Here is a 20,729-nt window from a genome sequence, read left to right as displayed (position 1 = left end):
ACCCGTCGTCGCGACGACGTGCGGGTGGTACCGGCGCTCACGGGCTCGGCATCCCACTGGTCCAACCAGTTGACGGGTTGATGTGCGCTGCGCCACACTCCTCGGCATGGCCTTCGCTCCCGTCCCCCGCTCGTCGGTCTCCGACCACGTCTTCGGCCAGGTCCGCGACGCCATCGTCAGCGGCGCCTACCGCCCGGACGAGGCGCTGCCCGGCGAGCGGGAGCTGGCCGCCACCTTCGGGGTCAACCGGCACGCCGTGCGGGAGGCCCTGCGCCGGTTGCAGCAGCTCGGCCTGGTGCGGGTCAGCCAGGGCGGGGCCACCCGGGTGCTGGACTGGCGGGTGCACGCCGGGCTCGACCTCGCCCTGTCGCTCACCCGCTTCCACGACACCCTGCCGGTGGACACCCTGGTCCGCGACATGTTGGAGATGCGGGCCTGCATCGGCGTCGACGCGGCCCGGCTCTGCGCCGAGCGCGGTGACCCGGCGGTGCGGGCCGCGATCCTGCGGGCCGTCGAGGAGTACGCGGACCTGGCACCCGACCTGGCCGGCATGGGCGAGGCGACCATCGTGCTCTGGCGGCACATCGTCGCCGGCTCCGGCAACACCGCCTACCTGCTGGCCTTCAACAGTCTGGTGGCCGGCGCGCTCGCCGTCGGTGAGGTGCCCCCGCAGCGGCGCGCCGCGGAACTGCTCGACGTCGCGGGCCACCGCCGGCTCGCCGACGCCGTCGTCACAGGCCGGGCCGCCGACGCCGCCCGCGAGGCGCGGGCCCTGCTCACCGCCCCCCTCACCACCCCCACCGCAGCACCGAGAAGGGAAGCCCGGGCATGATCCCCGCCGTGCTCTACGCCGTACCGGCGTTCCTGCTCCTCATCGTCGTCGAGGCACTCTCCTACCGGTTCGCCCCCGACGACGACGAACGCGGGTACGAGTTGCGCGACACCGCCACCAGCCTGACCATGGGCGCCGGCAGCCAGGTCATCGGCGTGCCGTGGAAGCTGCTGACGATCGGCCTCTACGCCGCCGCGTACACGGTCACGCCACTGCAGCTCTCCCCCACCAGCGTCTGGACGTGGGTGCTGCTGTTCTTCGCCGACGACCTCGCCTACTACTGGTTCCACCGCTCCCACCACGAGGTGCGGCTGCTCTGGGCCGGGCACGTGGTGCACCACTCCAGCGTCTTCTTCAACCTCTCGACGGCACTGCGGCAGAGCTGGACCCCGATGACGTCCGTGCCGTTCTGGCTGGGCCTGGCGCTGCTCGGCATCCCCCCGTGGATGATCTTCCTCCAGCAGTCGGTCAGCCTGCTGTACCAGTTCTTCCTGCACACCGAGCGGATCAACCTGCTGCCCCGCCCCATCGAGTGGATCTTCAACACGCCGTCGCACCACCGGGTCCACCACGGCGCCAACGCCGAGTACCTCGACCGCAACTACGGCGGCATCCTGATCGTCTGGGACCGGCTCTTCGGCACCTTCGAGCCCGAGCGGGCTACCGTCCGGTACGGCCTGACCAAGAACATCGACACGTACAACCCGCTGCGGGTGGCGACCCACGAGTATCGCGCGATCTGGGCCGACGCTCGGGCCGCCTCGTCCTGGCGGCACCGCCTCGGCTACGTGCTCGGCCGACCGGGCTGGCAGCCCGCCGCGCACGCGCAGCCGGCGGTGGCCCGGTGAGGCGCCTCTGGCCGTTCGGCGTGGTGGCCGCCGTCGAGCTGATCGGCGTGGCGGCCGACTCGGCCCTCCTGCAGTGGCTGGCCAAGCCCCTGCTCGCGCCGGTGCTGCTGGTCCACCTGCTGCGGGTGCGCCGGCGCGTCGATCCCGTCGCCGTCGGGCTGGTCTTCGCCACCGGCGGAGACATCGCGCTGCTGGTCTCCGGCGACACGGCGTTCCTCGTCGGCATGGGTTGCTTCCTCGGCACCCAGGTGGCCTTCCTGACCGCCTTCCTGCGCCACCGGCGGCCGCCGGTCGTCGCGGTCGCCGCCTATCTCGCCTGCTGGGTGGCCGCCAATCTGGTGCTGTGGAACTCCCTCGGCCCGCTGCGGCTGCCGGTCCTCGGCTACAGCCTCGCGCTCAGCCTGATGGCCGCCGCCGCGGCCGGCGTCTCCCGGCGGGTGGCCCTGGGCGGCGGGCTGTTCCTCATCTCCGACCTGCTGATCGGCATGGAGGCCGCGGGGTCCCGGGTGCCCGGCCACGGCCTGGCCGTGATGACCACCTACATCGCGGCCCTGCTGCTGATCACCACGGGATGGGTGGCCGCCACCGCCGGGCGCGCCCGGCCCGCGGCCGGCGACGACAGTCCCGCGCCCGCCCCGGGGCCCGTGCCCGGCACCGCTCGCTAGCCGAACCGACGACGCCCCCGGTCCAGGCCGGAGCGGGGGCGTCGTCGTCGCGTCCGCCGCCCTCGTCAGTTGTACGGCATCGTCGGGAACCAGCCGACGCCGAAGATGGCCGGCACCCGCAGGTCCCAGTACACGACGGTGAAGACGCCCAGCGCGACCAGCAGGGAGCCGGTGACGGTCGCGGCGCGGCGCGGTGACGCGATCCAGGCGAGGAACCGCCCCCGGCTGACCAGGATGAGGACCGCGAAGAGCGCCGCGACGATGAGGACGTTGCCCAGCGACTGCAGGGCGAAGGCGAGGGCGCCGTACCCGGGGTTGCCCGTGTCGACCGCCCAGTGGAACAGCTTGTTGAACAGCGGGTACGGCCGACCGACCAAAAAGCCCCCGACCAGGGCGCCCATGACGACCACCCGCGCCACCGGGCGCCTCGCGAAGACGTCCGGCAGCAGGCCGAGGGCCGCCAGCCCGAGGTAGGTCAGCGCGAGGCCGATCAGGCCGAAGACCACCGAGGACTGGATCAGGCGTACGGGCATCCCGCCGACGGTGTCCGTGGAGAGCTGCGGCAGGCGCTCGCCGAGCAGCACCCCCAGGGCGCCGTAGGTCGCCGACACCGCCAGCATGCCGACGGTCAACCAGGCGACGGGCCGCAGCAGCGACCGCACGCCGTGGCGGTGGACGGTGGCGCCGGCCTGGCTCATCGGGCCGACCGAGGCCGCCATCGCGATGTTGCAGGCGGTGAAGGTCCCGGCGAAGCCGGACACGAAGGCGAACAGCAGCCCCGCCGCCGCACCGCTGATGGCGGTGCCCTTCGCGTCGTGGCCCAGCAGGGTGTCGGCGACCGTGTCGCCGATCACCGAGTCCACCAGCTCGAACGACCAGAGCACGGCGAGCAGCACGCCCGCCGCCGCACTGATCACCGCCGTCCGTCCAGGGCGTGCCGCCGGCGGGGGTACGGATGTCACCGACGCACCTCGCGGTGGGGCCTCGGGGGTGGGGTGCACGCTCATCGCCTCGCTTCCGTCTGTGCCGTGGGTCGTGGGACGAGGTCCGTCGCCGGCGGACCCATGGGTCGCGCCGACGACGGGCCGACGGTGGATCAGGTGACGGCGGGCCGCGCCGCCGGCGTGTTCGCACTCCGGGAGCGGTCACGCAGCCAGATGCCCCACCAGAGCAGACCCCGGGCGAGACAGACGATCGTCACGGCGAAGAAGAGCGTGTAGACGACGTTGAAGGTGATCAGCACGCCGTACACGGCCGCGACGCTCGCGCCGAACATGAACTGGGCCCGCCCTGAGCTGGGGGTCGTGCCCGGGTCGGTGATCATGTAGTTGGTGAACAGCACGAACGCGACACCGGTGATCGGCAGCAGGGCCGCCCAGAGCGCGACGTCCCAGATGAAGTGGCGCACCAGCGCCTGGATCACGAAGCCACCGACCCAGCCCACGACCAGCGGGATCTTCTTGGTCAGCACTCCGTTGAGCACCGTGCCGGCCGTCAGGATGACCAACGGCACGAGGATCCGGATCATGTCCGGGACGTCCTCGGTGAAGTGGTACGGCGGGGCGATGTTGACCCAGGAGAACGCGACCAGCGTCACCGTGATGCCGAAGTTGGACGGGTTCATGAAGTGCCGCATGCGCCCCTTGATCGGCGCCAGGAAGATCGCCTTCTGGCCGATGGCGACGACCACCGCGAAGGCGATCGGCCAGAAGTTGTCGTTGGCGTAGAGCAGCATGTTCGCGGCGAGCGCGGTGATGTGGGTGGGCAGCAGGAACGTGTACATGCCCCAGGCGCCGTTGCCGGCGAAGGCGGGCGGGCGCTTGTTCGCCCGCGCGGTGACCAGCTCGACCACGATCTCCGTGGCGTAGCCGACCGCCAGGGCGAGCAGCGGCCAGGTCCAGGGCTGCTCGAAGCCGAGCACCGTGTACCCGAGGATGTTGAAGACGCTCATGGAGATGGCGAAGTTGCGCAGGGCCAGGTAGCGGGGGTCCCGCCGGTCGACCCTCGGGGGCGCTCCAGGCGTGGCCGCCACCGCCGCGTTGCGGTCGAAGGTGACGGTCGGCACCGGGCTGACCGGCGCGTCGGCGACCGCGGTGCCCCCCACCCCCCGCGCGTCACTACCGGTACGGGCGCTGTCTCGGACGTCGGTCATTTGGGCATCTCCTGGGCTTTGTCCGTGAGCATGATCGTGTGCCAGCCCGCGGCGAGGTCGAGGGTCTGCTTGTGTACGCCACCGGAGAGGTCGCGCCAGGCGATCTCCGCCGAGACCGGCTTGTCGCCGGCATCGCCGAGGCCGAAGAAGACGTCGAAGCTGCGCTTGCCGGAGTGGCCGCTGCCTCCGTCGAGCTGGGCGATCCGGGTACGACCGTCGGCGGTCTTCACCCGCACCTGGGCGCCGTAGGCGGGCGTGCCGCGGCCGTCCTCGCCCGGACGGCACAGGCGCAGGCCGAGGAAGTTGCCGCGGCCGGGCTTGTCGTTGCGGTAGTACGAGGGAGCGGCCCACTGGCGGGCCACCGCGAAGTCCTGGCCCCCGTCGCCGTTGGTGTCCGCGACGGCCACGCCGCGGCTCGGGGTGCCGTCGGTCATGCCGAGCTCGGCGGCGATGTTGGCGTAGCGCCCGTTCTTCTCCCGGACCCAGAAGGCGAAGGGTTCGGAGCCGGCGATGTCGTCGCCCGGCTCGGCCTTGGGCCACATGGCCGGATTGCGGAGCATCAGGTCGTTGCTCATGGCCAACTCCTGCAGCCACGACCACCGGTTGATGTCGCCCTTGACGAACCCGGCGGTCTGGACGACCGACATCTCGCCGCTGTTGTCGAAGTCCGCCATCTTGGCGTCCCAGCCCCAGCCGACCCAGGCCATGTTGAGTTCGGCGGCCTTGTTGTCGAAGACGGCCTTGCCCTCGCTCAGCCGCTTGCGGGCGTCGGCCATGCTCGACGAGTTGTTGCGCCAGACGAAGTTGCTCTCCTCCAGGCCCCAGGAGGTGGTGATGTTGCTGACGAACATGTCGAACTTGCCGGAGCCGGCGAGGTCGCCGAACTCGATGGACATGCCCTTGAACGAGTCGTGACCGACCACCATGGACTTCGGAGTGAGGGCACCGCGGCGCCCTTCCGCCAGGGCGAACCTGATCTCGCCAGGGCGGGAGACGTTGTGGAAGAAGCGGTCCCGCCCGAAGTCGTTGGCGAGGTACAGCTCCGGCAGCAGGTCACCGTCGATGTCGGCGGAGCCGGCGCCGAGAGTCCAGCCGGTCGAGAACTCCGGCGGGATCGCCGCCTGTTCGACGTACGTCACGGTGGGGTTGTCGCCGCTGGTGGCGGCGGTCCAGCGCAGCACGTGCGCACCGCCCGCGTTCTGCGCCCGGGACAGCGAGTGGTTCATCTCGACGTTCGGTTGGCCGGCCGGGTCGAGCACCTGGCTGTCCGGGAAGTAGTTGAAGACGCCGATGTCCGGGCGGCCGTCGCCGTCGAAGTCGGCGACCGCGACCGCGTTGGTGTTCCAGAGCTTGCCCTGGTACTCACCGGCGGAGGAGGCGGACGGCCGGCCGACGAGCTCGGTGGGCAGGAAGGTCCCCTTGGTCAGCGGCGTCCTCGCGGACGCCCGGTGCAGGAACACCACCGGCGTGCGACCCCAGTAGTAGACCAGCAGGTCGGTCAGACCGTCGCCGTTGAAGTCGCCGGGCACACAGCCCATCGGGGCCATGGCCTTGTGGGTGGGCAGCGGTGCCGGGTCCAGCACGAAGGGCGCGTAACGGGCGGGTCCGTCGGGCGACGGCGTGACGACCACGCTGTCGCTGCGGGTGTCGACGAGGCAGAGGTCGTTGGCGATCATGTCGCCGTCGAGGTCGTTCGCCGCGACGGCGGCGCCGACGGACGAGACCCAGGCGCGGATGTGCTCGTACTCGGGGTTCACGGTGCGTACGGTGCGCTCCGGCAGGCCGGGCGGCAGCGCGATCGGCAGCTCGGTGAACCCGAACCGCGACGCCAGCGTCTGCCGTTCCTCGGCCGACGCGCTGGGCAGTCGGGCGACGACGAAGAACGCGGCCACGAGGACCAGCACGAAGACGGCGGGAGTGATTCGGCGGATCGCGCCGACGGGTTGGGATGGCAAGGGCTTTCCCTTCAGATTCGGCCACCACCCGGATTCGCGCAGCGGCTGATATGCCGTGCGGCCGGGTTTGGCGACGGACAGGCGTCGGCGGCTGAAGAGTGACGCGATTTTCCTGCCATCATCCGCCGACATTTACTGCCGCCGGATCAGGACTTCCACCACGCGGGGAGCTACGGTTCACGTGGTCAGCGCTGCCAATTCTCCACCAGTCGAGGCATGACGTGCGGTCCCTTCACGATGCCTGGCGAACCGTATGCGAAAGTCGCCGGCCGACCCACTTATGGTCGCGGGAGCACGGCCTGAGTTCTTCTCAAAAGTTGCTCAGTGGCCGACTGCGCCGGATGAGCGAGCGCTCAGGGATCAGACCGTCAGCGGTTAGGCGCCCGCACTCAATCGGGATCGGGAAATCGCATCGCGACGTGGCGCTCGTGCGCCATGCGACGCAGAGCGGACAGGGCGACGCCGAACAGGACGCTGCGGAGGAGTGCCGGGCCCTTCTCGACACCACCCTCGTCGGCGGCCAGGTCGAGTTCCGTCATGACGAGCTGTTCGGCGGCGCGGGCGTAGGGGACGAAGAAGGTCACCTCGGCGGCGCAACCGAGGCTGCGCAGCCCCGCCAGCACATGGGCCAACACCTCGCCGGCGGGGGTGGCCTCGGTGGACCAGCCGAGGGCCTCGGCGAGCTCCGCCACCTCCGTGCGTGCGCAGTCCACGGCGGCCCGGCCCAGGGTCGTCGGGCCTTCCAGGTAGAGGGTTCGGTCCAGGACCTTGTACGCGTCCCGCAACGTGGCTTCGTCGTCGTCGATGGCGGCCAGGATCTCCCGGACGGAGGACAGGTCCAGTCCCCCTATCCCGGTCAGGGTCCGGATCAGGCGGATCCGCCGCAGGTGCCGATCGCCGTAATCGGCTTGGTTGCGGCCGGTGGGCAGGCCAGCCGGGAGCAAGCCCTCACGCAGGTAGAACTTGATCGTCGGGACCGACACGCCACTCTGTCGACTGAGTTCCGAGATACGCACGCGTCCTCCGCCCCTGGCGAACGTTTCGGCAATCTTGCCATAGAGATCGATCGGTAGCCATGTATTGATAGCGACCCTGGCGGCGGCAGACGCGACGTGGACCGGACCGCATGGACGCCTGATCACCACAGATCAGAACACGCCCCGGATGTCCGAAAAATTATGCTAAAGATAGACAGACAGCGGCACGGATACTGGCACGTTCCACAATACGATAAGCAATTCTAGCGATCTTCGCCTCGAACGTACAGTGGAACGTGCCAATTTCGGGCAAGAAATGATAAGCCCCGGGCGGTCACTCCTGGCTACGCTTCGATCGCAGAAAGTGTTGACCGGGCGACTGGCCTCGGCTAGCATCGATTACGGTTAGCGGGGAATGGTGGCGGTCGAGACCACGAATCAATCGGCCAAATTCGCCACATCCACACAATGTGATTGTCCGCAATCCGGGGGAGACAAATGCACGACACAGCAGAGCAGGCAGTGGAACGAGCCATCGACACCATGCGGAGCAATTTATCCGAGCAGTTGACGGTGGATGACATGGCACGAGCGGCCATGTTCAGCAAGTTCCACTTCACGCGCATCTTCCAGCGGGTCACCGGAATCTCCCCAGGTCGATTCCTGTCCGCGATCCGCCTGCAGGAGGCCAAACGGCTGCTCACCACGACAAGACTCAACGTCACCGACATCAGCCTCCGGGTGGGCTACAACAGCGTCGGCACCTTCAGCACCCGCTTCACCAAGAGCGTCGGCCTGCCTCCCACCACCTACCGACGCATGGGAGGCTTCGCTCCCCGCATTCCCACGCAACGCCCGACGGGCGTATCGCAGGGCGTCATCACGGGACGGATCACCGCACCCCTCGACGGGCCCGTACCGGGGCTCATCTTCATGGGCCTGTTTCCGCACCGTATCCCCGAGGGCCCGCCGGTGCGGTGCGCCATCCTGGAGTCGCCCGGCGTCTACCGTTTCGCGAACGTGCCCGACGGCACCTGGCACCTGCTGTGCCATTCGGTCTCGGGAGACGTGCTGCGCCTCCAGCAGGGCAGGGTGATGGTGTCCTCGGTGGGCCCGCTGACCGTCCGCGGACAGCTGACCCTGACCGCGGACGCCCACCTCAAGCAGATGTCCAAGATCGATCCACCGGTGCTCCTGGCCCTGCTCGACAGCCGGAAGGCGGCGCTCGAACGGCAGAACCCGGCCAAGGTGCACGCCGCCTGACCCGCCCGAGGGCACGAACAGCTTTCGGTAGCCTTCCACACCGGGCCGCCGGCGCCGACAGGCGCCGGCGGCCCCGCGCGTTGCCCTGCCCTGTCGCCGCGCGTCGGGCACGGGCACGGGCAGCAAGCGGGACAGACCGCGGATGGGCGGGCTGGCGACGAGGGCTGGACGCACAGCGCGGGTCCCGCGGACGCCGGAGCGGCCGCGGGACCGGTGGACGCGGATCAGCTGACCTTGTGGACCGTCATCGGCAGGCCGCCGCGCACCCGCAGCGACAGCATCGGCTCGGGCACCACCGGCCGGCCCGGCACCCCGGCCAGGCGCACGTCCCGCAGCAGCATGGCCAGGACGAGGGTGGCTTCCATCATGCCCAGGTTGTTGCCCACACAGAACCGTGGGCCGGCGCCGAACGGGATGTACGCGTACCGGGGACGCTCCGTGCTGCGCGACGGGTCGAAGCGGTCCGGGTCGAACCGCTCCGGCTCGTCCCAGAACCGGGGATGCCGGTGCAGGGTGTACGGGGAGATGAGGATGTCGGCCCCCGCCGGCACGTGGTACCCGCCGATCTCGTCGGCCTCCTGGGCCTTGCGGGGCAGGAGCCAGACCGGCGGGTAGAGCCGGATGGCCTCCTCCACCACCATCGCCGTGAACCGCAGCCGGTGCAGGTCCTCGTACCCGGGCAGCCGGTCGCCCAGCACCGTCACGGCCTCCTCGCGGACCCGCTGCCGGATCTCCGGATGCCGGTCGAGCAGGTGCAGGCTCCAGCCCAGCGTGCTGGCCGTCGTCTCGTGCCCGGCCAGCAGCAGCGTGACCAGCTCGTCGCGCAGCCGCTGCCGGGCCACCCGCGGGTCCTTCTCGAGCCGGGTCGAGATGATCAGGCGGGAAAGGACGTCGTCCCGACCGTCCACGTTCCGGCCCCGGCCGGCGACGAGTTCGTCGACGACCCGCTGGAGGTGGCGGCGGGCGCGCCGGAACCGCAGCTGCCGGGGCAGCGGGATCCACGGCGGCACGGCGCTGAGCGTCTCCAGCTCGAACATCGCCTGGTCCTGCACGGCGGCGAACGAGCCGCCGACGCCGTGGAAGCCGCTCAGCTCGGCGTCGAGCAGGGTCCGGCCGAGCACCCCCAAAGTCAGCGTGGTCATCTCCTCGAGCACGTCGACCGGAGGGCCGCCGGCCCGCGCCACCAGCCGCTCGACCAGCAGCGCGGCCTCCTCGCCGATCACCCCGGCGTACTGGGCGAGCCGTCCCTTCTGGAACGCCGGCTGGATCACCTTGCGCTGCTTGCGCCACAGCTCACCCTCGCTGGTGAGCAGGCCGTCACCGAGCGCCCGGCGGGCGTGCACCAGGCCGATGCCCTTCTGGTAGTTGGCGCTGTTGTCGGACAGGACGTGCTTGGCGTGGTCGGGGTGGTTGAAGAAGTAAAGCTGCTTGGGACCGACCGGCAGCCGGGCGGCGTCGCCGTACCGCTCCGCGGCCAGGGTCATCATCCGCAGCCGGTCCCGGCCCATCAGGACCAGCATGTGCAGGCCGGCGGAGCGGGGCGGGCCCGGCGGCGTGCGCCGGGCCCCTTCCTCGATCGTCGTCATGCCGCCTCACTCCGTTCCCGCTCGACCTGACGAAACCGCCCGGAGAGGAAGAGCAGTGCCTCCCCGTCCGCCCGGCGCTCCAGCGAGAGCAGCCGGCCGAGGAAGATGGTGTGGTCGCCACCGTCGTAGGAACGCCACACCTCGCACTCGAAGTGGGCGAGTGCGCCGCTGATCAGCGGCGCACCCGTCGTCGCGCCCGGGCGCCAGTCGACCTGGTCGAACTGCTCACCGCCGAGCGGCCGCCGCCCGTCGGCGAAGTAGCGGGCCACCGTCTCCTGGTCGTCGGTCAGCACCGACACCCCGAACTCCCGGGTCTCGGAGAGACAGGCGTGCATCACCGCGTTCCGGTCGACGCACACCAGCACCAGCGGCGGATCGAGCGACACCGAGGTGAACGAGTTGGCGGTCATCCCGTGCGGGGTGGCGCCGCCGACCGTCACCACCGTGACGCCGGTGGCGAAGGCGCCGTACGCCCGCCGCAGCGCCGTCACGTCGGAGATCTCGGCGGTGAGTGTTCGCTGTACGTCCACGACGTCTCCTTCTCGCGCCGTCAGGAGCGCCGCGCCGAGGTGTACGGCGCGAGCGCCGTCACCAGTGCCTCCGGCACCCTCGCCGGCGCGGTGCGGGTGTTCGGGCCGCGCATGCAGGCGATGCGCTGCCGGCCCCGGGCCACCAGCGTCTCGCCGCCGTCCCGGTCGAGCTTGACGTAGTCGAAGCTGAACTCGAGCTGGGTCTGCGCCAGCTCCTCCAGGCGCATCCGGATGGACAACTCGTCGAATGCCGTGATCTCGGCGAAGAACTCGCAGTCGACGCGCAGGGTGAACAGCTTCAGGTCGTCGCGTACGTCGGCCAGCACGTCCGGCGCCCGCTCCTTCAGGAACATCTCCCGGCAGCGCCCCTGCCAGCGCAGGTAGTTGACGTAGTACACGTTGCCGACGAGGTTGGTCTCCTCGAAACCCACCGTGTGCAGGTACTCGAAGTACTTGTCCATCGACTAGGCCCGTCCTTCCGTGAGGATCGCGAACGCCATCGGCTCAGGCAGGTCCCGCACGGTCGTGACGAGCGTGGCGATCCGCAGGTCGCCGGAGGCGAAGACCAGCCAGCCGGCCCGGTCCGAAGGCACCGCGACCAGCGGCGCCCGGTGCGACAGCCCCGCCTTGCGCAGGCACTCGATCGCCGCCCACACCCGCGTGGCCGCCGCGTCCAGGGACTCACCGCCGTCGGCGGCGCAGAGCCGGGCGAGGTCGACGTGCGCGCCGAGAAGCCCGTGCCAGACCGACTCCTCCCGGGCCCGTACCGCCTCCACGTCGCAGGCGAGCGGTCCGGTCCCCACCACGCACAGCGTCAGGTTCTCGCTGTGCGCGGCCGACAGGGACCGCCCGTCTGCCAGCTCGGGGCGGCCGTCCGGCCGGTACGCCACCTCGACCGGCCCGCCCGCCGCCCGGCCGGCAGCCAGGGCGGTGCGTGCCCGCCGCCTGCGGGTCTCGTCCGCCGTGCTCTGCCCGGCCTGCCCGGCCTGCCCGGCCTGCCCGCCGGGCCCGGACGGCTCCGCCGGGCCCGGCTCGACCGCGACCGCCACGGCACCGCCGACCAGGTCGCCGACGGCCCGCTCCAGGTACGACCCGAGCAGCGGTGCCACCCACGGTCCGCGGCCGTCCCTCTTGCGCACCGCCCGCAACCGCAGGCCCTCCCACCGCTCCACGACCGCCCCGTCGGCGGCGCGCAGCGCGATGTCGTACACGTAGGTGTCGCCGTCGCGGCTGCGCTCCTCGGCGCAGTAGCGCAGCTCCTCCGTTTCGGTCAGCCGGCTCCCCGCCGGGTGCAGCCGTTCGATCCCGGCCGGCAGCAGCGTCGCGTCGGGGACGCAGACCTGGTTGCCGTGCATGAGGGCGTCCCGCACGCCGGGGTCGCCGAGGAGCAGGGTGGCCGGCAGGTAGTCGGCGAACCACCGGGTCTGCGGCGCCGTGACGACGTCGGCGTCGACGTGCCGGGCGGCCGAACGGTGGTAGCGGCGCAGCCGCTGGAACCGTCCACCCTGGAACAGGATGTCGCCGTACAGGTCGGTGGCGGGCTCCAGCGGCACGCTCGGCAGCCCGGCGGGCACCTGTTCGGGCGGGCCCGCCGGCGGTCGCGCCCCGGTGAAGTGCAGCCGCGCCCGGAAGTGCGCGGCGCTGAACTCCGTCTCGGCGCTGTAGATGACCGCGTCCACGACCCCGTCGTCGACCACGAGGGTGGCGATCCGGATGGTGGTGCTGCCGTCCGGCGGCACCACGACGGGCCGCAGGAACTCGGCCCGCTCGACCACCGGCGTGTCGGTCCGTCCGGTCAGCGCGGCGGCGACCTGGGCCATCGCCTCCATCCCGAACACCGCCGGGAACAGCAGGTTGCCGTCCAGCCGGTGGTGGTCCAGGTAGAGGTCGGTGACCGGCTTGAGTTCGGCCTCGGTGACCAGCTCGACACCGTGGTAGCGCACGAGCGGCCGGTCCACGAACCGCAGCAGCGGCAGCTCCGGAAGGTCCATCCGGACCGTGTCGATGCCCTCCGTACGCCCGCTGACCACCACCACCGACGGTGCCTGCGGGTCGGCGAGCAGGCGTCGGAGCATCGCCACCCCCTGGTCGGGGGTGACCGGGGTGATCCCGTCGCGGGTGAGCGCCTCGACCACGGACAGCCGCTCGCCCATGCCGACACCGGACCACACGGACCACTCCAGACAGTGGCTGCGGCAGTTCGGGTGGCGTCGGCCGAAGTCGACGGTCAGCTCGGCCAGCCAGTCGTTGGCCGTGGCGTAGTGCGCCTCGCCGCGCAGGCCCGCCCGGCCGATGATGCTGCCGAACGTCACCAACAGGCGCAGCCGGTCGCCGTCGACCGCGTCGAGCACGGCGCGCAGGCCGTCGACCTTCGGCGCGAACGTGCGGCGGAACGCGTCCATGGTGAGGCCGGTCAACGCCGCCGGTTCGTTGCGGCCCGCGCCGTGCAGCACCGCCGTGACCGGTCCCAGCTCGGCGACGAGCCCGTCGACCGCCTGCCGCACCTGCTCCGGGTCGGCCACGTCGGCCCGGGCGTAGCGCACCCGCACGCCGGCGTCCGCCATCCGCTTGAGGTTCGCGGCCAGCTCGTCGTCCCGGGCGGGGTCGGAGCGGCCGAGCACGGCGAGGCTGGCGCCACTGTCGACGGCCATCGCCAGGGCGCACTCCGCGGTGATGCCCTTGCCGCCGCCGGTGACCAGCAGCAGGTCCTCGGCGCCCAGCGGCGGCCGCGTCTCGGCCGGCCGCACCGGCAACGCGCGCAGGGTGGGCACCTGGCGCCGCCCGGCGGCGTCGTAACGGACCTCGACGAAGCCGTCGGTGGCGGCGACCTCCGCCGTCACCCGGGCCACGGCCTCCGGCACCGGCGGGGTGTGCACGATGGTGGTCCGCAGGTGCGGCGCCTCCAGCCGTAGCGTCTTGGCCAGCCCGGCCGCGCCGGGGCCCTGCTGGACGAGGACGAAGCGGGTGCCGGGGGCGGCGGCGGCCGCCGCCTGCGCGCCGCGCAGGGCCAGTTCGAGATCGGCCTCCGCACACCGCTCCGGCAGGCACACCAGCACCCCCGCGCCGACACCGGCGCTCTGCAGGGAGGCGCGCAGCGGCTCGGCGATGAGGTGCCCGGCAGGGGCGAACAACTGCCAGGCACCGTCTGCCTCCGCCCCGGCGACGACCGGCGGCGGCGCGTCGTCGAGCTCGACCGACCAGGCCCGGCACCAGTCGGCGACGCCGTGCACGATGGTCGGGCCGGAGGTATCGGTGTCCCGACCGGTCCGGGCGAGCTGCTCCAGGGCCTCGGCGAGCTGCCCGACGGTGGCCGTCGCGAAGTTGGTCGGGGTCTGCGCGGCCGGCACGCCGAGCTGCTGCGCCGCCTGGTTGACCAGCTGGCCGACGGTGATCGAGCTGAGGTGCAGGTCGTCGAGGAGCTGGCTGCCGTCGTGCACCATCTCCAGCGGCAGCTCGGCCCGCTCGGCGGCCAACCGGCGCAGCAGTTGCAGGCTCGACTCGCCGACCGGCTGCTCCGGCTCCGGCCGCTGCCCGTTCGCGGCCGACGGGCCCGCCACCCGGACGCCGGCGCCCTTGGGCAGCCTCACCACCGGGGCTGACTCGCAGGGGCTGGCGAAGAAGCGGAAGTTCTGGCCCACCTCGAGCGGCCGGACCAGCCGGTCGTGGAAGAGGGTTCCCTCCACGCCGCCGGCGCCGACGACGTACGCGGCCGCCGCGACGCGCAGCAGGCCCGCCAGCGACTCGTCGTCGGTGTTGAGCGCCACCGCCGGCAGGTCGGTGCCGGCCGACGCGAGGCCGGAGAGCACCTGCCCCGGACCGACCTCGACGAACAGGTCGACCTCCTTGGCCGCCAACGCGACAGCCTGGCTGAACAGCACCGGATCGGTGATCTGGCGGCGCAGCAGGGCGGAGACGTCGGTGTCGTGGGCGAGCGGTTCGCCGGTGACGGTGGAGACGACCCGCCGGGTGACGGGCCCGAACCGCTCCCCCGCCAGCGCCTCGAGGAAGGCGTCCGCGGCCGGCTCGACCAGCGGGGAGTGGAACGCGTGGGACACCGACAGCCGCGTGGTCCGCAGGCCGGCGGAGCGGGCCCGCTCGCAGGCGTCCTCCACCGCGGCCTCCGAGCCGGCGATCACGGTCTGCTCCGGCCCGTTGTACGCGGCGATCACCACGGACAGGCCGGCGATCAGCCCGGCCACCCGCTCCGGCGGGGCGCCGATGTTGGCCATCGTGCCGGAGGCGCTGTGCTCCCCCATGGTCCGGCCGCGCACGCCGGCGACCCTGAGCAGGGCCTCCTCGTCGAGCACGCCGGCCCAGTGCAGGGCGGCGATCTCGCCGAGGCTGTGCCCGACCGCGACGGTCGCGTCGAGGTTGAGCAGCGACAGCGCCCGCAGGCCGGCCATCGAACCGGTGACGATCCGCGGCTGGGCCACCGCGGTGGCGACCATGTCGCCGGTGCGCGGCAGCGCCGCCCGCTGGTACACCTCCTCCACGTCGGCGAATCGGCGGCGCAGCGCACCACCCGAGGTGCCCTTGCCGGACCCCTGCCCCGGGAAGAGGAAGCCGATGCGGCCCGGGCCGCTCACGTGGCCCAGGAAGCAGCGGCCGTCGGAGGAGAACAGGCGCACCTCGCCGGCGTCGAGGGCGTCGCAGATCCGGCGCAGCTGCCGCTCGGCGTCCTCCGGCGAGGAGACCACCACGCCCGCCCGGTACGGCAGGTCGCGCAGCTCCCGGTGCAGGGTGGCGGCGAGGTCGCCCAGCTGGGCGTACGACACCGTGGGCGCGAACTCGACGAGGCGCTGCAACCGCTCGCGCAGCTCCTGCGGGTTGCCCCCGTCGACGAGCAGGAGCTCCACGTCCTGCATCGAGGCGGCGAGGTTGCGGAAACGGCTGTCCAGCCGGGACGAGCGACGGGGCTGCCCGTTCTCCAGCACGATGTGGGTGTTGATGCCGCCGAAGCCCATCGCCGTCACGCCGGCGCGGACCGGCAGGTCGCGCGGCCAGGCCTCGGCCTTGCGCAGGGCCCGCAGCGCGGCCTGCTCGGCGGTGAGGATCTCGTGCGGGTCGACGCAGCCGATGGTCGGCGGCAGGATCTCGTGGTGCACCGCCATCGCGGCCTTGATCAGGCCGGCGACGCCGGCCGCCGCCTTGGTGTGCCCGATCATGCCCTTGATGGAGCTGATGGCGGCCTGCGGGGAGTTCGCGTCGGCGGTGCGCCGGGCCAGCGACAGCGCCTGGAGCTCGGTGGCGTCGCCGACCGCCGTGCCGGTGCCGTGGCCCTCGAAGAGCCCGACGGTCTCGATGCCGAACCCGGCCCGTTCGTACGCCCGGCGCAGGGCGAGCTGGTAGCCGGCGACCTCGGGCCGGGTGATGCCGCCCTTGCCGTCGGAGGAGATGCCCCAGCCCGCGATGGTGGCGTAGATGCGGTGTCCCGCCTGGCGGGCCTCCGACTCGCGCATCAGGACCACCATGCCGCAGCCCTCGCCGGGCCAGAACCCGTTCGAGCCGCGGTCGTAGACCCGCATCTCGCCGCGCGCCAGCGCGCCGGTCTTGGCGAAGCCGATGATCTCGAAGGGGTCGATGGACAGGTCGACCCCGCCGGCGACCGCCACGTCGACCTCGCCGTCGCAGAGGGTCTTGCACGCGGTGGCGACGGAGAGCAGGGACGAGGAGCAGGCGCCGTCGACGGTGTAGCCGCCGCCCTTGAAGTCGAAGTGGTTGCAGATGCGCCCGGCGATGGTGTTGGACAGCCCACCCGCGAGGGTGTCCTCGTCGACCTCCGGGAACGGGCCCTTGAAGGTCGCCTCGAAGTCCTCGAGGAACGTGGTGAGCTGGTCGTCGTCCCAGTCCTGCTCCTTGAGCGCGGCGGCGACCATGCGGCGCACGTACGGCCAGCGCAGCCGCAGCTGGTTGGCCCGGGAGAACTCGCCGGTCAGCGTGTTGCCGACGACCACGCCGGTGCGCTCGCGGGGCAGTCCCTCCGCCATCGGGAACCCGGCGTCGGCCAGCGCCATGGCCGCCATGTCGAGGGCGAGCCAGTGGGTGAGGTCGGTGGAGCGGTAGGTGCTACCGGCGACCTTGTACGCGATGCGGTCGAACTCGTAGCCCTCGATGACCGCCGCGTTGCGGGCGTAGAAACGGTCGGGCGTGGCGGGGTCGGGGTCGTAGTAGTCGTCCAGTCGCATCCGTTCCTCGGGCAGCCGCCGGAAGGCGCGGCGCCCGGCGACGGCGTTCTCCCACAGTTCCCGCGGGGATGTGGCATCCGGGTAGCGGCACGCCATCCCCACGACAGCGATCCTGGTCACGAGGTTTCTCCGTTGTCGCGCGTAATGGTGGATCGCCGGGGCATGGACTCGATCGGGACTCGGGGCGCCACGCTCAGCACCACCCCTCGAATTCCGCGGCGATGGCACGTCGCCACCGCTCGTAGGCGGGTTCAGCTCCGTGCGGTTCGGCGGGCACGGTGACGTCGGTGGCCTTCGCCGCCTCGGCGGTCGACACGCCGCAGAACACCTGGGTGGCGATCTCGTTGTGCGGAACGACCAGACCCGCTCGTACCCGGGCCCCTGCCGCGAAGGCACTGCCCTGGGCGAGGTCCACGCGGTAGTCGCCGGCGCGGTCGCGGAAGCGGCGCAGGTCCGCCTCGGTGGCCCCTCCGGCATAGGTGGCGGCCAGGCCGGCCCCGGCGTACAGGTCGGCCCGCCGGTGCGCCGGAAACGCGCCGAAGATCTCCGTCACCCGGTCCACGTCGGTGCCGCCGACGAACCAGGTGGCCCGGCCGATGCCCTGGTCGATGACCCGGTCGGCGTACCCCTGTGGACCGTCGGCCGGCCAGGGGAACCGCGGGTGGCGGTACTGCCCGTACACGTACCGGTCGGTGTGGAAGTACGCCTGGTGGAAGCCGTAGCCGTCGAGCACCAGCCAGCGCAGCAGCGGATCCGGGGCGTGCAGCCGGCCCCAGCGCATCCGCGGCACCCGCGCCATCGCCCAGCCGACGCCCACGTAGATCATGTAGACGTGCGCGTCGCCCCGGCCCGCGAGCAGGTTCGCCACGTGCCGGGGGCGGCCCGGCCGCAGCGCGTCCCGGACGGCGAAGCCCATCCCGGCGCCCTCGTACGCGAAGCCACGAAAACGCGTCGGCACCGTTTCCAGGCGACGTTCGGCGGCCGCCGCGGTCGGCGCCTCGGCGGCGTATCCGTAACCGGTGAGGAATGAGGCGCCGACGGTTTCGAGCAGCGCCTTCGATTCCTCGTCCTTGACGTGGAATCCGCGTACGTCCATTTTTGTGTCGGAGATATCTGGCGTCAGGATTCTGCGCCGCAGATCACGCAGGCTCTGCATCGCACGTTCCCCCAAAGGGTCGGTGTTTCCGTCGAACAGGGATGGACATCTGTTTTGATGATGACAAGCGCGCGATGAGTTGATTTCTTCAAATTTGCGCATTCATCGCAACTATTCGAAACGTTCACGTCCGCCCCGGACTCCGTGGGTCCACGGAGTCCGGGGCGGCACGGCGCCGCCACGGCGGGCGACGCGGGCGGGCTCAGTGGTCGTGACCGACGCCGGCCGGCTCGAAGTGCGCGCGGACGTTGCGCCGCCAGAGCTCGTACGCCGGCAGCCGCCCGGCCGGCTCCGCGCGGACCGCCACGTCGTCGGCGAGAGCCGCGGCGGCGGCCACCGAGCACCCGCCGAGCGCGTGCATGGCCGCCTCGCTGTGCGCCGGCACGTACCCGGCGTGGCTGCGGGCCTTGGCGGCGAAGACCGCGCCCTGGGCCAGGTCCGGCGCGCAACCGCCGGCCTCGCCGCGCAGCGCCACGAGCGCCTCGGTGTCGGCGCCGCCGGCGAAGGTGGCGGCGAGCCCCACCCCGCTCCAGAGGTCACCGTGCCGGTCGGCGGCGAAGGCCCGCACGGCCCCGGCCACCTCCGCGGTGCGGGCGCCGTGGATGAACCACAGCGCCCGCCCGAGGCCCTGGTCGGTGGCCCGCGCGAAGTAGTCCCCGTGCCCCTGCCACGGGTACGCCGCCAGCCGCTCCTGCCGGGTCACCCACCGGTCGAGGTCGAAGTAGGCGCGGTCGAACCCGTAGCCGTCCACTGCCAGCCAGGTCATCGTCGGGTGGTACGGGGAGCCCGTGAGATCGGGCACCACGTGCCGCCAGAGGGGCCGCGGGAGGCGCGCCATGGCGAACCCGATGCCGATGTAGGCGAGGAAGAGGTGGGGCGCGCCGGGCCCCCGCAGCAGGTCGCGGGTGCGGGTGCCGCGCCGGGGCCCCATGACGTCGAGGATGGTGCAGGCCATCGTGGCGCCCTCGTAGGCGAAGCCGAGCAGTTCCCGGTCGACGAGGGCGAGCCGGCGCTCCAGCTCCCACGGGTCGCGGGTGTCGATGCCCCACTCGAACCCGCAGACCACCGACTGCGGAACCGCCTCCAGCCGGCGGGTGACCTCCGTGGCGGGGCCCGGGAAGCCCCGACGCGCGAAGGTCACGTCCGCGAGCGTCGGCGCCATCAGCAGTCGACGTACGGAGCCCAGTACCGTCGGCATGGCAGATCCCCCTGTCGGTACGACGACGCCGGCCCCGGCCGGCGGGTGACTTCATCGTCGCCGCGCGCCGGCCGGGGCCGCCTCTTCCGCTGTGCGCTCATCCGCCGCGGCGGCGGACTGCCGCGCGGGCCGTCACCAGCCGTTGCGGCGCCGGGGTGGCCGCCGTCCGGGCCGGGTCACGGGCCCTCGACGGGGCCCGCCCCGCGCCGTGGCCGCAGGAACATCAACAGCAGGGCCACCCCGACGAGACCCAGGTCCAGCAGGAGGAGCACGCCGTTGATGCCGTCAATGCGCGCGTGGTCGTGCCCGGCGCTCGCGGCCGGGTCGTCGATCGGCGCAGCGACGGGGCCGGCCGGGACGACGCCGGGGGTCACGGTGAAGCCGGCCAGGCCGGCGACCTGCCGACCGTCGGGCAGCCCGGCGCGGTAGGCGACCCGGTAGGCGCCCGGGCCTGCGTCGCGCACCGGCACGACCAGGCGGCCGTCGCGGACGGCCGGTCTCCCGGTCGAGACGGTCGCCCCGGTCGGTCCCGTGACGGCCAGGTGCACGTTATCGGCCGACTCGGCGCCGCCGAGCGTGAGCGTCACCTCGGCGGGCGCGGCCCCGACGACCGACCCGTCGCCCGGGTTGAGCACCAGTCTCCGGCTCGCGGCCGGGCTGCCGAAGACGAGCAGCGCCAGGACCGACAGCACGACACCGGCCGCCACGACGATCGCCGCCCGCTGCACCGCCCCGACCGACGTCGCCGGTGCGGGCGGTTCGGGCCGGCGGGCGTCGTCCACGGTGGTCACGAGGGCTGCGCCGCGGCCTCGGGCTGCCGGCAGCTGCACCACATCTGCTCCGCCTCCGCCACGGAGGGCCGCAGGTGCAGGTACATCGCGATCACCATCGGCACGAAGACGACCGTGTTGTAGAACAGGTGCAACTCGACCCGGGGGATCACGACCTGCAGCAGGCTGGTGGGCACGGGGCTGTCGAACAGGTGCCGGCCGGTCTGCGCCTGCAACAGCAGCAGCAGGTGCTCGATGTGGTGCCAGAACTGGATCGCCAGGGCGGTGGTCCACCAGCCCCGGCTACGCCCGACGAAGCCGGGCCGCAGCATCCACATCCCCACGAGCATCACGATCGCGTAGCCGTAGTGCAGCCACTCCGAGCTGACGAGCCACGGGAACGGCATGCCGAGCACCCCGCGCGCCTCCGGCCGCGACCAGCCCAGACCCCAGATCTGGTACGCCTGCACCAGGTGCTCGGCCCAGTGCGCCAGCACGATCAGGAGAAAGAGGTTCAGCGCCGTCCGGTGGTGCGCTCCGTTCAGGGTCGCCCAACGCCCGGACGCGCCGGGCAGGGTCGTCTGGTTGCTGGTCACGTTTCCTCCTCGAGAG

The 20,729-nt window shown here is 72.1% G+C and carries 16 protein-coding genes; 4 read left to right on the top strand and 12 right to left on the bottom strand.

Annotated features, from left to right (window positions below):
- Window positions 1–106 precede the first annotated feature (106 nt).
- From DER29_RS32440 to DER29_RS32430, 3 genes are read left to right on the top strand one after another with little or no spacing between them, the layout of a single operon-like run.
- Window positions 107–832 carry a FadR/GntR family transcriptional regulator gene (locus tag DER29_RS32440; RefSeq protein WP_121401413.1) on the top strand — a complete coding sequence of 242 codons (726 nt, stop codon included), beginning with the start codon at window positions 107–109 and terminating at the stop codon, window positions 830–832.
- On the top strand, window positions 829–1,680 hold the full coding sequence (locus tag DER29_RS32435; protein WP_121401412.1) for a sterol desaturase family protein: 852 nt from the start codon (window positions 829–831) through the stop codon (window positions 1,678–1,680). Before DER29_RS32440 ends, DER29_RS32435 begins: the two co-directional genes overlap by 4 nt.
- Window positions 1,677–2,345: a lysoplasmalogenase gene (locus tag DER29_RS32430; protein ID WP_121401411.1), complete on the top strand. Its 669-nt coding sequence runs from the start codon at window positions 1,677–1,679 to the stop codon at window positions 2,343–2,345. The genes DER29_RS32435 and DER29_RS32430 overlap by 4 nt, the downstream gene beginning before the upstream one ends.
- A 65-nt stretch (window positions 2,346–2,410) precedes the next feature.
- Here the strand turns inward: DER29_RS32430 and DER29_RS32425 are convergent, their stop codons facing one another.
- The 4 genes from DER29_RS32425 to DER29_RS32410 form a co-directional block, all read right to left on the bottom strand.
- Window positions 2,411–3,307 (bottom strand): hypothetical protein, encoded by an 897-nt coding sequence (locus DER29_RS32425; RefSeq protein WP_233600298.1) that lies wholly within the window; start codon window positions 3,305–3,307, stop codon window positions 2,411–2,413.
- Window positions 3,308–3,441: 134 nt separating this feature from the next.
- Window positions 3,442–4,497 carry an enediyne biosynthesis protein gene (locus tag DER29_RS32420; RefSeq protein WP_121401410.1) on the bottom strand — a complete coding sequence of 352 codons (1,056 nt, stop codon included), beginning with the start codon at window positions 4,495–4,497 and terminating at the stop codon, window positions 3,442–3,444.
- Window positions 4,494–6,401, bottom strand: a complete 1,908-nt coding sequence (locus tag DER29_RS32415) for a CRTAC1 family protein (RefSeq protein WP_121401409.1) — start codon at window positions 6,399–6,401, stop codon at window positions 4,494–4,496. Before DER29_RS32415 ends, DER29_RS32420 begins: the two co-directional genes overlap by 4 nt.
- A gap of 440 nt (window positions 6,402–6,841) precedes the next feature.
- A complete protein-coding gene (locus DER29_RS32410; RefSeq protein WP_121401408.1) occupies window positions 6,842–7,468 on the bottom strand; it encodes a MerR family transcriptional regulator in 627 nt (208 codons plus the stop codon).
- A gap of 459 nt (window positions 7,469–7,927) precedes the next feature.
- Between DER29_RS32410 and DER29_RS32405 the strand changes: the two genes are divergently transcribed.
- Window positions 7,928–8,692 (top strand): helix-turn-helix domain-containing protein, encoded by a 765-nt coding sequence (locus tag DER29_RS32405; RefSeq protein ID WP_121401407.1) that lies wholly within the window; start codon window positions 7,928–7,930, stop codon window positions 8,690–8,692.
- 224 nt (window positions 8,693–8,916) lie between these two features.
- Here the strand turns inward: DER29_RS32405 and DER29_RS32400 are convergent, their stop codons facing one another.
- The 8 genes from DER29_RS32400 to DER29_RS32365 all read right to left on the bottom strand — a co-directional run bounded on the left by DER29_RS32400 (window position 8,917) and on the right by DER29_RS32365 (window position 20,713).
- Entirely contained in the window at window positions 8,917–10,278 is a 1,362-nt protein-coding gene (locus DER29_RS32400; RefSeq protein WP_121401406.1) for a cytochrome P450, read from the bottom strand.
- On the bottom strand, window positions 10,275–10,808 hold the full coding sequence (locus DER29_RS32395) for a flavin reductase family protein (protein WP_121401405.1): 534 nt from the start codon (window positions 10,806–10,808) through the stop codon (window positions 10,275–10,277). The genes DER29_RS32400 and DER29_RS32395 overlap by 4 nt, the downstream gene beginning before the upstream one ends.
- A gap of 20 nt (window positions 10,809–10,828) precedes the next feature.
- Window positions 10,829–11,269, bottom strand: a complete 441-nt coding sequence (locus DER29_RS32390) for a thioesterase family protein (RefSeq protein WP_121401404.1) — start codon at window positions 11,267–11,269, stop codon at window positions 10,829–10,831.
- A gap of 3 nt (window positions 11,270–11,272) precedes the next feature.
- The gene (locus tag DER29_RS32385; RefSeq protein ID WP_121401403.1) at window positions 11,273–17,113 is read right to left on the bottom strand and encodes a type I polyketide synthase; all 5,841 of its coding nucleotides are present in this window, start codon (window positions 17,111–17,113) and stop codon (window positions 11,273–11,275) included.
- Between the two features lie 73 nt (window positions 17,114–17,186).
- Window positions 17,187–18,149, bottom strand: coding sequence for a DUF1702 family protein (locus DER29_RS32380; protein WP_121401402.1), 963 nt, complete (start codon window positions 18,147–18,149; stop codon window positions 17,187–17,189).
- 202 nt (window positions 18,150–18,351) lie between these two features.
- A complete protein-coding gene (locus DER29_RS32375; protein WP_121401401.1) occupies window positions 18,352–19,347 on the bottom strand; it encodes a DUF1702 family protein in 996 nt (331 codons plus the stop codon).
- 176 nt (window positions 19,348–19,523) lie between these two features.
- Window positions 19,524–20,138, bottom strand: a complete 615-nt coding sequence (locus tag DER29_RS32370) for a copper resistance CopC family protein (protein ID WP_158619133.1) — start codon at window positions 20,136–20,138, stop codon at window positions 19,524–19,526.
- On the bottom strand, window positions 20,135–20,713 hold the full coding sequence (locus DER29_RS32365; protein WP_121401399.1) for a hypothetical protein: 579 nt from the start codon (window positions 20,711–20,713) through the stop codon (window positions 20,135–20,137). Before DER29_RS32365 ends, DER29_RS32370 begins: the two co-directional genes overlap by 4 nt.
- Window positions 20,714–20,729 lie beyond the last annotated feature (16 nt).

Source organism: Micromonospora sp. M71_S20, from assembly GCF_003664255.1.
GTDB lineage: Bacteria > Actinomycetota > Actinomycetes > Mycobacteriales > Micromonosporaceae > Micromonospora.
The sequence above is the reverse complement of the archived record's forward strand: the minus strand, read 5'-3'. Positions and strand labels throughout refer to the sequence as shown.

Excerpts from the sequence above, each read along its gene's own strand:
- DER29_RS32440 (WP_121401413.1), top strand. The coding sequence starts at position 107 with ATGGCCTTCGCTCCCGTCCCCCGCTCGTCGGTCTCCGACCACGTCTTC.
- DER29_RS32435 (WP_121401412.1), top strand. The coding sequence starts at position 829 with ATGATCCCCGCCGTGCTCTACGCCGTACCGGCGTTCCTGCTCCTCATC.
- DER29_RS32420 (WP_121401410.1), bottom strand. The coding sequence starts at position 4,497 with ATGACCGACGTCCGAGACAGCGCCCGTACCGGTAGTGACGCGCGGGGG.
- DER29_RS32405 (WP_121401407.1), top strand. The coding sequence starts at position 7,928 with ATGCACGACACAGCAGAGCAGGCAGTGGAACGAGCCATCGACACCATG.
- DER29_RS32400 (WP_121401406.1), bottom strand. The coding sequence starts at position 10,278 with ATGACGACGATCGAGGAAGGGGCCCGGCGCACGCCGCCGGGCCCGCCC.
- DER29_RS32390 (WP_121401404.1), bottom strand. The coding sequence starts at position 11,269 with ATGGACAAGTACTTCGAGTACCTGCACACGGTGGGTTTCGAGGAGACC.
- DER29_RS32380 (WP_121401402.1), bottom strand. The coding sequence starts at position 18,149 with ATGCAGAGCCTGCGTGATCTGCGGCGCAGAATCCTGACGCCAGATATC.
- DER29_RS32375 (WP_121401401.1), bottom strand. The coding sequence starts at position 19,347 with ATGCCGACGGTACTGGGCTCCGTACGTCGACTGCTGATGGCGCCGACG.